This is a genomic window from Amycolatopsis sp. NBC_01488 (genome assembly GCF_036227105.1).
Lineage (GTDB): Bacteria > Actinomycetota > Actinomycetes > Mycobacteriales > Pseudonocardiaceae > Amycolatopsis.
Window position 1 is genome coordinate 2,125,931 of sequence record NZ_CP109434.1, and the last position, 12,934, is coordinate 2,138,864.

General features: G+C 70.6%; 14 protein-coding genes. 6 read left to right on the plus strand and 8 right to left on the minus strand.

Annotated elements, in window-relative coordinates; translation table 11 throughout:
* Positions 1-126: 126 nt before the first annotated feature.
* The gene (gene ypfJ / locus OG738_RS10230) at positions 127-1,062 is read left to right on the plus strand and encodes a KPN_02809 family neutral zinc metallopeptidase (protein WP_329053133.1); all 936 of its coding nucleotides are present in this window, start codon (positions 127-129) and stop codon (positions 1,060-1,062) included.
* A gap of 78 nt (positions 1,063-1,140) precedes the next feature.
* A complete protein-coding gene (locus OG738_RS10235; protein ID WP_329053135.1) occupies positions 1,141-2,118 on the plus strand; it encodes an NAD(P)H-quinone oxidoreductase in 978 nt (325 codons plus the stop codon).
* Here the strand turns inward: OG738_RS10235 and OG738_RS10240 are convergent.
* The gene (locus OG738_RS10240; RefSeq protein WP_329053137.1) at positions 2,115-3,314 is read right to left on the minus strand and encodes a cysteine desulfurase-like protein; all 1,200 of its coding nucleotides are present in this window, start codon (positions 3,312-3,314) and stop codon (positions 2,115-2,117) included. The genes OG738_RS10235 and OG738_RS10240 overlap by 4 nt on opposite strands.
* Before the next feature lie 134 nt (positions 3,315-3,448).
* Between OG738_RS10240 and OG738_RS10245 the strand changes: the two genes are divergently transcribed.
* Positions 3,449-4,000, plus strand: coding sequence for a bacterial proteasome activator family protein (locus OG738_RS10245; protein ID WP_329053139.1), 552 nt, complete (start codon positions 3,449-3,451; stop codon positions 3,998-4,000).
* 163 nt (positions 4,001-4,163) lie between these two features.
* Here the strand turns inward: OG738_RS10245 and OG738_RS10250 are convergent, their stop codons facing one another.
* Genes OG738_RS10250 through OG738_RS10260 form a run of 3 tightly spaced genes read right to left on the minus strand, consistent with a single transcriptional unit; the run spans position 4,164 to position 7,022 of the window.
* Positions 4,164-5,303, minus strand: a complete 1,140-nt coding sequence (locus tag OG738_RS10250) for an epoxide hydrolase family protein (protein WP_329053140.1) — start codon at positions 5,301-5,303, stop codon at positions 4,164-4,166.
* Positions 5,304-5,319: 16 nt separating this feature from the next.
* A complete protein-coding gene (locus OG738_RS10255) occupies positions 5,320-6,279 on the minus strand; it encodes a PseG/SpsG family protein (protein ID WP_329053141.1) in 960 nt (319 codons plus the stop codon).
* The gene (locus OG738_RS10260) at positions 6,276-7,022 is read right to left on the minus strand and encodes a glycosyltransferase family protein (RefSeq protein WP_329053142.1); all 747 of its coding nucleotides are present in this window, start codon (positions 7,020-7,022) and stop codon (positions 6,276-6,278) included. Before OG738_RS10260 ends, OG738_RS10255 begins: the two co-directional genes overlap by 4 nt.
* 41 nt (positions 7,023-7,063) lie before the next feature.
* Between OG738_RS10260 and pseB the strand changes: the two genes are divergently transcribed.
* Positions 7,064-8,047: a UDP-N-acetylglucosamine 4,6-dehydratase (inverting) gene (pseB, locus tag OG738_RS10265; RefSeq protein ID WP_329053143.1), complete on the plus strand. Its 984-nt coding sequence runs from the start codon at positions 7,064-7,066 to the stop codon at positions 8,045-8,047.
* Entirely contained in the window at positions 8,040-9,173 is a 1,134-nt protein-coding gene (gene pseC, locus OG738_RS10270) for a UDP-4-amino-4,6-dideoxy-N-acetyl-beta-L-altrosamine transaminase (protein ID WP_329053144.1), read from the plus strand. The genes pseB and pseC overlap by 8 nt, the downstream gene beginning before the upstream one ends.
* On the opposite strand, the gene pseI is transcribed toward pseC, so the two are convergent.
* Genes pseI through OG738_RS10290 form a run of 4 tightly spaced genes read right to left on the minus strand, consistent with a single transcriptional unit; the run spans position 9,170 to position 11,837 of the window.
* Complete coding sequence (pseI, locus tag OG738_RS10275; RefSeq protein ID WP_329053146.1) at positions 9,170-10,225, minus strand: pseudaminic acid synthase; 1,056 nt, start codon at positions 10,223-10,225, stop codon at positions 9,170-9,172. The genes pseC and pseI overlap by 4 nt on opposite strands.
* A 4-nt stretch (positions 10,226-10,229) precedes the next feature.
* Complete coding sequence (pseH, locus tag OG738_RS10280) at positions 10,230-10,748, minus strand: UDP-4-amino-4,6-dideoxy-N-acetyl-beta-L-altrosamine N-acetyltransferase (RefSeq protein WP_329053148.1); 519 nt, start codon at positions 10,746-10,748, stop codon at positions 10,230-10,232.
* Positions 10,745-11,179: a hypothetical protein gene (locus OG738_RS10285; protein WP_329053150.1), complete on the minus strand. Its 435-nt coding sequence runs from the start codon at positions 11,177-11,179 to the stop codon at positions 10,745-10,747. Before OG738_RS10285 ends, pseH begins: the two co-directional genes overlap by 4 nt.
* Before the next feature lie 31 nt (positions 11,180-11,210).
* The gene (locus OG738_RS10290; RefSeq protein ID WP_329056637.1) at positions 11,211-11,837 is read right to left on the minus strand and encodes a hypothetical protein; all 627 of its coding nucleotides are present in this window, start codon (positions 11,835-11,837) and stop codon (positions 11,211-11,213) included.
* Between the two features lie 144 nt (positions 11,838-11,981).
* Between OG738_RS10290 and wzm the strand changes: the two genes are divergently transcribed.
* On the plus strand, positions 11,982-12,932 hold the full coding sequence (wzm, locus tag OG738_RS10295) for a galactan export ABC transporter permease subunit Wzm/RfbD (protein WP_329053152.1): 951 nt from the start codon (positions 11,982-11,984) through the stop codon (positions 12,930-12,932).
* Positions 12,933-12,934 lie beyond the last annotated feature (2 nt).

Genomic DNA, 12,934 nt, shown 5'->3' on the forward strand with positions numbered 1-12,934 from the left:
GCGCCCAGGCTCGTTACCAAGTCGGCCAAAGCAGGCCGACCCCCGAGCGACACTCGACCGTCGCTCCGAGGCCATGGCCGTGGCTGCGGTCGGCTTGGTAACAATCGGCGCAGTACGATCTGCGTCGTGAGATTCGACGACGATGCCGGCCTGGACGCCTCCGAAGTCCAGGACCTGCGCGGAAGCGGTGGAGGCGGCGGCGGGATCGGCGGCCGCATGGCGCTCGGCGGCGGCGGACTCGGCGTCGTCGGCCTGATCATCTACTTCGTGCTCTCCCAGCTCGGCGGGGTGAGCGTCGGCGGCGGCAGCGGGAGCGGCCTGAGCGGCGGCCTCGGCAGCGTCGGCTCCGGCCAGCAGGTCGACAACACGAAGCTCGCCAGCGAGTGCAAGACCGGCGCGGACGCCAACAAGAACCACGACTGCGCGATCGTCGCGATCGTCAACTCCGTCCAGGACTACTGGACGCAGCAGTTCGCGCGCTCCGGCTCGACCTACCGGAAGGCGCCGACGAACTTCTTCAACGGCGGCGTGCGCACCGGCTGCGGCAGCGCCACCTCCGACACGGGCCCGTTCTACTGCCCGGCCGACTCCAAGGTCTACATCGACCTTTCCTTCTTCGACGAGCTGAAGACCCGCTTCGGCGCGCAGGGCGGCCTCTTCACCGAGGCGTACGTCCTCGCGCACGAGTACGGGCACCACGTGCAGAACCTGCTCGGCACGTCGAAGAAGGGCACCGGCACCGGCCCGACGTCCGGTTCGGTGCGCCTCGAGCTGCAGGCCGACTGCTACGCCGGCGTCTGGGGCAACCACGCCTCGACGACGCCGACCGAGAGCGGCAAGCCGCTGATCACCGACGTCACCCAGGACGACATCAACTCCGCGCTGGACACCGCGTCCCGCATCGGCGACGACTACATCCAGCAGAAGCTCGGCGGCGGCCAGGTCGACCGCTCGAAGTTCACGCACGGCACGTCCGCGCAGCGCGAGAAGTGGTTCACCACCGGCTTCCAGACCGGCGACCCGGCCCGCTGCGACACCTTCGGTACCAGCAACCTGGGCTGAGCTCACCTTCGTTCCGAATGAGAAGATCGTCAATGCGTCATTCGGCAGGAACTCGGACCGCCGGTATACAGTCGACACATGTACGCGATCACCATCCGTGAACCAGGTGACCCGGACGTTCTCGAGTGGACGGAGGTCGCGGATCCGCGTCCCGGCCCCGGTGAGGTACTGCTGGACGTCGCGGCGAGCGCGGTGAACCGGGCGGACCTCCTGCAACGCCAGGGCCACTACCCACCGCCGCCCGGCGCCAGCGAAACGATCGGCCTGGAGTGCTCCGGCACGATCGCCGAACTCGGGGAAGGTGTCGAAGGCTGGAACGTCGGCGACGAGGTCTGCGCGCTGCTCGCGGGCGGCGGCTACGCGGAGAAGGCGGTCGTCCCGGCCGGGCAGCTGCTGCCGGTGCCTGCCGAGATCGACCTGATCACCGCGGCCGGGCTGCCCGAGGTGGCGTGCACGGTGTGGGCGAACGTCGTGATGCACGCGAAGCTCGCCGAGGGCGAGGTGCTGCTGGTCCACGGCGGCGCCGGCGGCATCGGCACGCACGCCATCCAGGTCGGCAAGGCATTGGGCGCGACCGTCGCCGTCACCGCCGGTTCGGCCGAGCGGCTCGACCGCTGCCGCCAGCTCGGCGCCGACCTCGCGATCAACTACAAGGAAGAGGACTTCGTCGAGGTCCTCAAGAAGGAGACGGGCGGCGCGAACGTCATCCTCGACAACATGGGCGCGTCCTACCTCGGCCGCAACGTCGACGCGCTGGCGCCCGACGGCCGGCTGGTGATCATCGGCATGCAGGGCGGGGTGAAGGGCGAGCTGAACGTCGGCACGTTGCTCGGCAAACGGGCTTCGGTGTTCGCGGCGGGCCTGCGCTTCCGGCCGCTGGACCAGAAGGCGGCGATCGTCGCCGACGTCCGCGAACGGCTGTGGCCGCTGGTTTCCGACGGCCTCGTCAAGCCGATCATCGGCCAGGTCGTGCCGATGGCCGAAGCCGCGACCGCGCACCGGATCCTGGAAGAGGGCAGCGTCTTCGGCAAGGTGCTGCTGGCCGCGAAGTCTTAGCGGAGTTCTTCGAGGACCCGCACGAGCTGGTTGATCTCGAATACGTTGGAGTAGTGGGCGAGCCCGATCCGCACGGCGCCGCCCACTTCGCCGACGCCCAGTGACGCGAAGACACCGGCCGCGCCGTCATCGGCGAAGGCGCACAACCCCTGCGAAGCCAAGTACTCGGCGACCTCGGGCGATTTCTTGCCGGCGACCGCGAAAGCCAGCGCCGGGATGCGGCGCATCGCGTTGCCGATGACCATGATGTGCCGCAGCGACAGCAGATCCGTCGACAGCTGCGCGAGCAGCCCGGCGTGGTACGACTTGGCCGAGCCGAGCGAGGTGACCAGCCGCTCGCGGCGCGAACCGGTGGCTGCGTCGTCGAGGCCGGCGAGGTAGTCGATCGACGCGATCAGCCCGGCCAGCAGCGGGTAGGCGTGCGGGCCGAGTTCGAGGCGGGCGGCACCGCGCGCCATCGGGTCGAGCGAGACCGACGGGATCCGCTCGATCAGCTCGGGGTCGCGGAAGACGAGCGCCCCCACCGAAGGACCGCCCCACGCCTGTGCGGACACGACCATGACGTCGGCGCCCAGTGCGTTGATGTCGAGCGGCAGGAACGGCGCGGCGTAGGTGGCGTCGACGACGACGAGCGCGCCGACCCGCTTGGCGAACTCGATGATCGTCGGGACGTCCGGCCGGGTGCCGACGGACCCGGACGCGAGGGTGACGGCGACGGCCTTGGTGCGCGCCGACACGAGCTGCTCGTACTGCCACGCGGGCAGTTCGCACGTCTCGATGTCGATCTCGCCCCACCGCACGACGGCACCGACGCGCTTCGCGGCGCGCTGCCACGGCGCGAGGTTGGCCTGTTCGTCGAGCCTCGAGACGACGACTTCGTCGCCGATCGTCCAGCGCTCGGCGAGCGCGTCGCAGAGGCGGCGCAGCAGCACCGGCGCGCTCGGCCCGAGCACGACGGCGGCCGGATCGGCCCCGACCAGGTCGGCCACGGCCCGGCGGGCCGCGGTCACGATGCTTTCCGCGCGCTGTGAGGCCGGAAACGCTCCACCCGGCCCGGACACCGGGGCGCGCATCGCCGTCGAAACGGCCGAAGCGACCTGTTCCGGGACCAGCATTCCGGCGGCGCCGTCGAAGTGAATCCAGCCGTCACCCAGCGCGGGAAAGAGCCCACGGATACGAGCGACGTCGAACGCCATGGGGACACCGTACGGACGTGCGGTTTCGCCGTGCGCCCGGGGTTGGGTGGAGAGCCACCGGGAACCCGGATAGCGGCTACGCTCGGAGACGGACACCCCGCGTGTGTCGCGGAGCGTGGCGAACGCAAGCCAGGATGGAGCACATGACCGAGCCGAACTTCACAGCGGGTGACCCCGACCAGGAATCTTCACCCCACGTGGTGGTAGTCGGACAGGACGGCTCCCCTCTCGAGGGCGCGGAGCAAGCCGAGGCGGTGGGCGAGCTCATCGAAGAGCCGGCCAAGGTGATGCGCATCGGCACGATGATCAAGCAGCTCCTGGAGGAGGTCCGCGCGGCCCCGCTGGACGACGCGTCCCGCACCCGGGTCCGCGAGATCCACCAGACCTCGGTGAAGGAGCTGGCGGCATCGCTGGCACCGGAGCTGCAGGAGGAGCTGGAGCGCCTGGTCCGTCCGTTCACGGACGACTCGACGCCGTCGGACGCCGAGCTGCGGATCGCGCAGGCTCAGCTGGTCGGCTGGCTGGAGGGGCTGTTCAGCGGAATCCAGACGGCGCTGTTCGCCCAGCAGATGGCGGCGCGGGTACAGCTCGAGCAGATGCGGCGCGGGTTGCCTGCGGGGCCTTCGGCCGGTGGTGGGCATGAGCCGCACGGGCCGGGGATCTCCGGGACGGGCCAGTACCTCTGACGGTTTTCCCAGGGTTGTCCACAGACCGCATGGGATGTGGACAACCGCTGTGGATAACTCGCTTCGCGGCGGGTTTTGTCCCTGGTCGCCGACAGACTGGCCAAGGGGCCGCCCCCCCCCCCCCAGGGATGGGCGGGGGAGTTTCCGGTTCCCGCCCCGGCCCTCAACGCAAGGCGCTGAAGAACGTCCGGATGTCGCCGATCAGCGCGTCCGGTTCCTCCAGGGCCGGGAAGTGGCCTCCGCGGGGGAACTCCGTCCAGTGGACGATCTTGTCCGTTCGCTCCGCCAGCGCCCGGATCGGCAGGCCGATGTCGTCCGGGAACACCGCCACGCCCGTCGGGACCGGGTTGGACGCCGGTGGCGCTCCCCAGCCTCCCGTCAGCGCCGCGTACAGCCGGGCCGATGAGTTGGCCGTTTCCGTGAACCAGTAGATCGACACGTCCGCCAGGAGGTCGTCGCGGTCGATCAGGTCCGTTGATGTGTTCGAGAACGACCGGAACTTCTCCGCGATCCACGCCAGCTGCCCCGCCGGGGAATCGTGCAGGCCGTACGCAAGCGTTTGCGGCTTCGTCGCCTGGATCATCGCGTAGCCCGTTCCGGACGCCGAGAACGCCTGCCCCTTCTCGAGCGATCGGCGGCCGAGTTCCTGGTCCGGCAGGCCGTCCAAGTCCGCTGGCGTCCGCACCACCGCCGACGCCAGCATCGTCACGTGGATCCCGAGCACCCGCGACGGGAACTGGACCGCCAGCTCACGCGAGATGATCGCGCCCCAGTCGCCGCCGTGGGCGCCGAACCGCTCGTACCCCAGGCGAGTCATCAGCGAAGCGAACGCCCGCGCGATCCGGTCCGGGCCCCAGTCCGTCGTCGGCGTCGGGCCCGAGAAGCCGTAGCCCGGGATCGACGGGACCACCACCGTCAACGCCGAAGCGGGGTCGCCGCCGTACGCGCGCGGGTCCGTCAGCGGCCCGATGACGTCCAGGAACTCGACGATCGAGCCCGGCCAGCCGTGCGTCAGCAGCACCGGCGTCGCGGACGGCTCCGGGGAGACCACGTGCAGGAAGTGCACGTTCGTCCCGTCGATCGTCGTCGTGAACTGCGGGAAGCCGTTGATGCGCTCCTCCTGGGCCCGCCAGTCGAAGCCCGTCCGCCAGTATTCGGCCAGCTCACGCACGTAGTCGACGGGCGCGCCGAGCCGCCAGCCGGCGTCGGCGGGCTGGTCGGGCCAGCGCGTGTTCGCCAGGCGCGCGCGGAGGTCGTCGAGGTCTGCTTGCGGTACGTCGATGTGGAACGGCGTGATCGTCATACCCCGACGGTAGGAGCTATCGCGGACAGATCCGGTCCTCGAGGCGATCCAGTACCCGGTCGACCCCGCGGCCGTCCACTGTGGACGAAGCTGCGGCCGACAACGACTCCCGGAGCGCAGCGTCGGAGAGCAGCGAACGCAAGACCGCCGTCACCGAAGGCAGCCGATCCGCCAGGGACTCCGCGGGGCCGAGCCCGGCCGCCAAGCCGAGGTCCAGCGCCGCCCGGTAACCCGGCCCCTGGTTGTCCACCAGCCGCACCGCCGCCGTCGGGACGCCGAGGCAGCACAGCTCGACGAACGTCATCCCGGCCGCGCTCACCGCGATGTCCGTCGTCGCGAACAGCTCCAGCAGCGCGGGACTCGGCGCCGCTACCCGGATCGACTGGCCCGGCCGCAACGCGGGCAACGCGGGTTCGCCGCGCACCAGGACGTCCGCAGCGAACGGCAGCTCCGTGTCGCGAAGCGCGCGAAGCAGCAACCCCACTGTGGGCGCCCACTGGTCACCGCCGCCCATAGCGACCGTGACGTGCGGCGGCGGCCCTGAAGGCGCTCGGCGCGTAGACCGCACGACGTCGCGAAGCGGCGCGTACGCGATCCCCCGCAGCAAGACGTCCGAGCCGTCGTCAGGCCGGGCAGAAGGCGCGAAGCCCGAGTCGACGACGATGTCCGCGGGACGCCGCCCGTACACGTCGTCCTCGATCGACACCAGCAAAGCGCCCGCCGCGTTGACCTCTTCGCGCAGGTCACCGAGGCCGTAGTGGTCGACGATCACCGCGTCGAACCCCGTCGCGTCGAAAGGAGCGCGCCCGACGCCCAGCTCGTCGAAACGCGAAGCGAGCCATTCCGCGTTGTCGACGCGACCCGAGAAGGCGACCGAAAAGCCCCGCGCCACCGCCCGCTCGGCGTAGGCGACCATCCGCGCGACGTGGCCGGCGCCGATCGACGCCGACGCGTCCGCGCGCAGCAGCAGCCTCACCGGCCGACTTTCTTCTGCTCGACGTGCGCGTTGAGCGCCACCAGTTCCGGCCGCGACCGCAGCAGCGCGACCACCGCCCGCCAGTCGCCGACGTGGTCGCCCAGCTCGGCCACGAGCGCTTGCAGCAAAGACCAGTCCTCGGCGGTGTCGAGCGTCACGCGCAGGTCGTCGGCCGCCGGGCTCACCACGACGCCGCTGCACGAATAGCGCAAAGGCTGCGAGTAGATACCCGAAGTGACGTGCTCGCGGTGCGCGCCGACAGCCGTGGATACCTGCTCAGCCAGCACGGCGGCCCGAACCAGCTCGGCGTCGAAGCCGCGGGGCAGCGTCCGGACGAGCGTCGTGCTCACGTAGTCCAGCGACGGCTGGGCCCGCCAGAGTGTCGCGAGCTGGCCGATCAGCGACGGGTCCAGCAGGGGGCAGTCGGCGGTGAGCCTGATCACGGCGTCGGCGGGGTGCTCGCGCAGCGCCACCGCGAACCGCTCGAGGACGTCGTCGAGCGGACCCCGGACCACCGCGGCGCCGCAGCGAGCCGCCTCCGCCGCGACGTCGTCGTCCGAAGCGTCCGAAGACGTCGCGACCACGACCTGGTCGACGCCGGGTGCGGCCGCCGCGGCCCGGACGACCCAGCCCAGCACGCTGCGGCCGCCGAGCGGCCGCAGCACCTTGCCGGGGAGCCGGGTCGACGACGACCGGGCTTGGATGACGGCGTTGACCACGGGCGCTGCACGCATGGGTGACATGATGGCCGACGGCCACAGTCACCGAAACGCGGAGGTCAACGATGTCCGAGCTGGATGGCTCCAGCATCCTGCTCACCGGCGGGACCGGTTCCTTCGGCAAGGCGTTCATCGCGCACGCGCTCGCCGAACTGAACCCGAGCCGGCTGGTCGTGCTCTCCCGCGACGAGCTGAAGCAGTACGAAACGCGCCAGCTGTTCGGCGACGACCCGCGCCTGCGCTGGTTCATCGGCGACATCCGCGACCGGCGCCGGCTCGAGCGCGCCATGCACGGCGTCGACTACGTCGTGCACGCCGCCGCGCTCAAGCAGGTCGACACCGGTGAGTACAACCCGTTCGAGTTCGTCCAGACCAACGTCATGGGCTCGCAGAACGTGATCGAGGCGTCGATCGACACCGGCGTCAAGAAGGTCGTCGCGCTGTCGACCGACAAGGCGTCCAGCCCGATCAACCTCTACGGCGCCACCAAGCTGTGCGCCGACCGGATGTTCATCAGCGGCAACCACTACGCCGCCGCGCACGTGACGCGCTTCTCCGTGGTCCGCTACGGCAACGTGATGGGCTCGCGCGGCAGCGTCATCCCGTTCTTCCGCAAGCTGGCCGAGCAGGGCGAGTCGCTGCCGATCACGCACAAGGACATGACCCGGTTCTGGATCACGCTCCCCCAGGCCGTGCGATTCGTCGTCGACTCGTTCGACCAGATGCACGGCGGCGAGCTGTACGTGCCGCGGATCCCGAGCATGCGGCTGGTCGACCTGGCCCAGGCGATCGCGCCGGGCAGCGAGATGCACGAGGTCGGCATCCGCCCGGGCGAGAAGCTGCACGAGGAGATGATCGCGCCGGACGACGCGCGCCGGACGGTCCAGCTCAAGGACCGCTACGTCGTCCAGCCGCACCTCGCAGGCTGGGGCTTCGAGCCGCCGGCGGACGGCACGCCGATGCCGGAGGGCTTCGCCTACCGTTCGGACACCAACGACCTGTGGCTGAACGGCGAGGAGCTGCGCGAACTGGTCGAGCAGCATGCCTGAGCCGTTCCTCCCCTACGGCCGCCAGTCCATCAGCGAAGAGGACATCCAGGCCGTCGTCGACGTCCTGCGCGGCGACTGGCTGACCACCGGGCCCGCGGTCCAGCAGTTCGAGAACGACCTCGCGGCGCACACCGGCGGGACGCCCGCGGTGGCCGTCACGTCGGGCACCGCGGCGCTGCACGTCGCGTACGCGGCGGCCGGGCTCAAGCCGGGTGACGAGGTGGTCGCGTCGCCGATGACGTTCGTCGCGACCGCCGCGACCGCCGCGCTTCACGGCGCGAAGGTGGTCTTCGCCGACGTCGAACCGGACACCGGGAACCTTTCGGTCGAGGCGGCCCAAGCCGCGGTGACCGAGCGCACAAAGGTCGTCGCGGCCGTCGACTACGCCGGCCACCCGGCCGAACTGGACGCACTCGCCAGAACCGCCCACGACGCGGGCGCGCTGCTGCTGGAGGACGCGGCGCACTCCGTCGGCGGGTCCTGGCAGGGCCGCCCGGTGGGCTCGATCGCCGACCTGACGACGTTTTCGTTCTTCCCGACGAAGAACCTCACGACGGCCGAAGGCGGCGCCGTCGTCACGCCGGACGCGGGCCTGCTCGACCGGGCGCGGAAGTTCCGCAACCACGGCCTGGTCCGCGACCGCGCCGAGCAGCGCTACCCGGACGAAGGCGGCTGGCACCAGGAGGTCCACGAGTTCGGCCTGAACTACCGCCTGCCGGACGTCCTCTGCGCGCTCGGCAGCAGCCAGCTGACGCGGCTCGCGGAGTTCAAGAAGCGCCGCGCCGAGATCCACGCGCGGTACAACGCGGCGCTGGCGGACGTCGACGGCGTGGCGACGCCGCCGAGCCGCCCCGGCGCCGACCCGGCCTGGCACCTGTACCCGCTGCGGGTGCTGGAAGGCCGTCGCCGGGCGCTGTTCGACCACCTGCGCGGCGCCGGCATTGGTGTCCAGGTCAACTACATCCCGGCCTACTGGCACCCGGTGTTCGAGGACCTCGGCTACCGGCGCGGCCTCTGCCCGAACGCCGAGGCGTACTACGAGCAGGAGCTCTCGCTACCGCTGTTCCCGTCGCTGACGGACGCCGACGTCGACCGCGTCGTCGACGCCGTGCGCGCGTTCTTCTAGATCAGATCCCAGGTCAGGGGCGTGCCCTTCGCGGCGTCGACGCGGAAGGTGCGCCCCACCACGGCCGTGATCTCGGCCGGGGCCAGCCCGCCGGCGGGCCGGATCGACCGAACGTTCGCCGGCGTCACCTCGTCCCCGGCCCGGACGTCCTCGACGACGTAGAGCGAGCGCCGGAAGCGCAGTCCCTCGGCCTCGCTGGGCCGCGGGCCGAGCACGGGCACGCCGAGCGCTTCCCAGGCCCGGCGCGTCTCGGTGACCAGGGCGGCCAGCTCGGCCGGCTCCAGGGAGAAGTCGGAGTCGACGCCGCCGTCACCGCGGGCGAGCGTCACGTGCTTCTCGATGGCCACCGCGCCGAGCGCGACGGCCGCGACCGGCGCGCCGATGCCCGGCGTGTGGTCGGACAGGCCGACGAGCGTGCCCGTCAGCCCGGCCAGCAGCGGCAACCCGCGCAGGTTGCTCTCACTCGGTGACGCCGGGTAGCTCGCCGTGCAGCCGAGCACGATCAGCTGGTCGTTGCCCGCGGCGCGTGCGGTGCGCACCGCGGCGTCGATCTCCGCGACGTTCGCCATACCGGTGGAGATGACCAGCGGCTTACCGGTCTTCGCGCACAGCTCGACCAGCGGCAGGTCGACGATCTCCGACGACGCGATCTTGTACGCCGGCGCGCCCAGGGACTCCAGCAGCTCGACCGCCGTCGGGTCGAACGGGCTGGAGAAGATTTCGAGGCCGTGCGAACGGGCGCGTTCGAAGAGCGGTTCGTGCCATTCCCACGGCGTGTGCGCCTTTTCGTACAGCTTGTAGAGGTTCTCACCACCCCACAGCTCGTGCGACGCACCGATCCGGAACGCCGGGGTGTCGACGTCGATGGTGATCGTGTCCGGCCGGTAGGTCTGCAGCTTGACCGCCTGCGCCCCGGTCTCCGCGATCGCGTCGACGATCTCCAGCGCCCGGCCGAGATCGCCGTTGTGGTTGCCCGACATCTCAGCGATGACGAACGGCGGCTGGTCGGGCGAGACGACGTGGGCGCCGATGCGCACCTCGCTGGTCGTCATCGGGCTATCGCTTCCTTCCGGTGCGGCGGTCGGCGGCCCGCAGCTCCGTCCAGACCACTTCGCGGGGCACGCCGTCGATCTCCCGAACATACCTGCGCGTCTCGGCGAAACCGAACCGCTTGTGCAGCAGGAGCACCTGGCGGTTGTCGGCCAGCGTCGCGCCGCCGACGACCCGGAGGCCGAGTTCGTCGAAGGAGTAGTCGACCGCCGCCTGCTCAAGCCGCAGCCAGGCGGCGAGCAGACTGCGGCCCAGACCCTCGTTGTCGAGGTAGAAGCCCCATTCGGCGCTGCCGGCAGCCCGGTCGATGTCACTGAACAGCACGACTCCGGCGGGGGTGCCCTCGTGGTGGTAGACCAGCACCCGCCGCGTCGGGTCGGCCCGCACCGCCGCGAACCACGCGCGGTGCTCGTCGGCGCCGATTTCATGGGTGGTGAAGCTCACCTGCCGGACCGACGGGTGGTTGCGCCACCGCCGAATCCGGTCGAGGTCGTCTTCGTCCGCCTCGCGCAGAACGGCCGTCATTCGCCTGCCGGCACGCTGATCTGGTCCTCGAGCCGGCGCAGCCGGTCCTCGTAGCGCGAGATGCCGGCGAGCCGGACGCGGATCTGGGCGTGCTGGCGCTGGATCTCCTCGATCAGCGTGCGGGCCTCGGCGATTTGCCGGCTGTCACTGTTGGGCACCAGCGACATCGACTCGCACAGCGTCTCCAGGCGGGCTTCCTGCGCGGCGACGTGCGGGATCAGGCGGTCGAGCTCGGCGCGGGTCCAGCGGAGGTCGCCGCGGGCCTGCTCGAGGCTGTGCTCGGCGTTGTCCAGCCGGCGCCGGTGGTCGGCGGTGGCGTGCTCGAGGTTGTTGACGCGGTCGGCGAGGCCGCGGGTGCGGTCGTCGACCCGGAAGTCGATCAGCTTGGCGATCCGGTCGACGAGTCCTCTGCCGAGTTTCTGCACTGCCATGGGTGGTCCTTAGGTGGGTGGGGACGCGCGTCTAGCGCAGGAGGGTGGTGTCACCGGTCTTGGTCCAGGAGTCCAGCAGCCGCCCCTCGGCGGCGATCTGGTGCTCCGGGCCGACGATGCAGGAGTCGCCCGCGGCGTGCTCCCACGACGTCTGGTCGGGGTTGTCGATGAACGAGAACCCGGTGAGCACGAGCTGGGCGGTCGGGAACGACGTCCGCGCGATCCAGGCGGCCAGCGTGCCGGTGGTCGACCACGTCGGCTCGTCGCGCGTCGGCAGGCCCAGCGCGTCCGACAGCGGCAGCACCACCTCGCGGTTCGACACCGGGACCGCGCCGAGGTCGGCGGCCCACCAGCCCGGCACGTCCTCCGGCTCCCAGTGCATCCGGCCGGGCTCGACCAGCAGGTAGAGCCGCCTGCGGTAGTCCTGGAAGACGTACGGCGTCGCCCGGATCGCCCGGTTGAACACCACGACGTGCGTCCGGGAGCCGACGACCTCCTCGCCCGGCTTGTCGACGACGAAGCCGTTGACGCGGATCACGAGGTCGCACGCGTCGATCGCCTTCGCCCGCTGGGGGTCGGGCGGGAGCGGCTGGTTTCCGACGACGGCCACCGAACGCGGGTCCGGCCGGTCGGCGTACGCCGCGAGCAGGTTGACCATCAAGCTCGCCGCGCCGAGAGCAGCAGTCATAAGCGGAGAAAGTACCAGCACGCAGCGCCGGTCCCGCCGCCTAGCGGCCCCTGGGCTCTACCACACCGGCGGGGTGGGCCGGACGCCGCTCGTCCCATCGGTACCCTCGTCCACGTGCATGCCACCAGCACGGTTCAGGCCGCGAACTCACCCGTAGCGACGTCGGTGCCCCCGACGTCGGACAGCAAGACGTTCGCGCGCGCCTTCGCCGACATCAAGGCCGGTTTCTCCGCCCGCGAGCTGTGGGGTCACCTCGGCTGGCAGGACATCAAGCAGCGCTACCGCCGGTCGGTGATCGGTCCCTTCTGGATCACCATCAGCCAGGCGGTCCTCGCCCTCGGGCTCGGGCTGCTGTACTCGCAGCTGTTCAAGCTCCCCGTCGAGGTGTTCCTGCCCTACATCTCGACCGGCTTCATCATCTGGGGCTTCATCAGCGGCTGCCTGTCCGAAGGCATGGAGACGTTCATCGCCAACGAGGGGCTGATCAAGCAGCTCCCGGCGCCGCTGAGCGTCTACATGCTGCGCACGGTGTGGCGGCAGACGCTGATGCTGGCCCACAACATGATCGTCTACGTGGCCGTGCTGGCGATCTTCTTCGGGGCGCTCAGCAAGCAGTACTCGCTGCTGGGCAACGGGACGTGCGTCCCCGACCACATCTGCCACCCGGGCCTCAGCTGGACCATCCTGCTGGCCATCCCCGGTTTCCTGCTGCTCGCGCTGAACGCCGGCTGGGTGACGCTGCTGTTCGGCATCATCTCGACCCGCTTCCGCGACATCCCGCAGGTCGTCAACTCGCTGATCCAGCTGCTGTTCTACGGCACGCCGATCGTCTGGCCGGTGGACCAGCTGATGTCCGGCGGGTCCCGGGAGGGCGTCTCCTGGATCCTGCCGATCGTCAAGGCGAATCCGCTCTACCACTTCATGCAGGTGGTCCGCGCGCCGCTGCTGGGGCAGGAGTTCTCGGTGGAGAACTGGATCGTGGTCGGCTCCATCACCGTCGTCGGTTGGGCTCTCGCGCTGGTCGCGATGCGCAACTACCGTGCCCGCGTCTCCTATTGGGTGTGACA

What these genes read in the sequence shown, in the direction of transcription:
- OG738_RS10285 (WP_329053150.1), bottom strand. Translation starts at nt 11,179, where the DNA reads ATGGCAGTGCAGAAACTCGGCAGAGGACTCGTCGACCGGATCGCCAAG.
- OG738_RS10245 (WP_329053139.1), top strand. Translation starts at nt 3,449, where the DNA reads ATGGAGCACATGACCGAGCCGAACTTCACAGCGGGTGACCCCGACCAG.
- OG738_RS10290 (WP_329056637.1), bottom strand. Translation starts at nt 11,837, where the DNA reads ATGGTCAACCTGCTCGCGGCGTACGCCGACCGGCCGGACCCGCGTTCG.
- OG738_RS10235 (WP_329053135.1), top strand. Translation starts at nt 1,141, where the DNA reads ATGTACGCGATCACCATCCGTGAACCAGGTGACCCGGACGTTCTCGAG.
- pseI (WP_329053146.1), bottom strand. Translation starts at nt 10,225, where the DNA reads ATGACGACCAGCGAGGTGCGCATCGGCGCCCACGTCGTCTCGCCCGAC.
- OG738_RS10260 (WP_329053142.1), bottom strand. Translation starts at nt 7,022, where the DNA reads ATGTCACCCATGCGTGCAGCGCCCGTGGTCAACGCCGTCATCCAAGCC.
- pseB (WP_329053143.1), top strand. Translation starts at nt 7,064, where the DNA reads ATGTCCGAGCTGGATGGCTCCAGCATCCTGCTCACCGGCGGGACCGGT.
- pseH (WP_329053148.1), bottom strand. Translation starts at nt 10,748, where the DNA reads ATGACGGCCGTTCTGCGCGAGGCGGACGAAGACGACCTCGACCGGATT.
- OG738_RS10250 (WP_329053140.1), bottom strand. Translation starts at nt 5,303, where the DNA reads ATGACGATCACGCCGTTCCACATCGACGTACCGCAAGCAGACCTCGAC.
- OG738_RS10240 (WP_329053137.1), bottom strand. Translation starts at nt 3,314, where the DNA reads ATGGCGTTCGACGTCGCTCGTATCCGTGGGCTCTTTCCCGCGCTGGGT.
- pseC (WP_329053144.1), top strand. Translation starts at nt 8,040, where the DNA reads ATGCCTGAGCCGTTCCTCCCCTACGGCCGCCAGTCCATCAGCGAAGAG.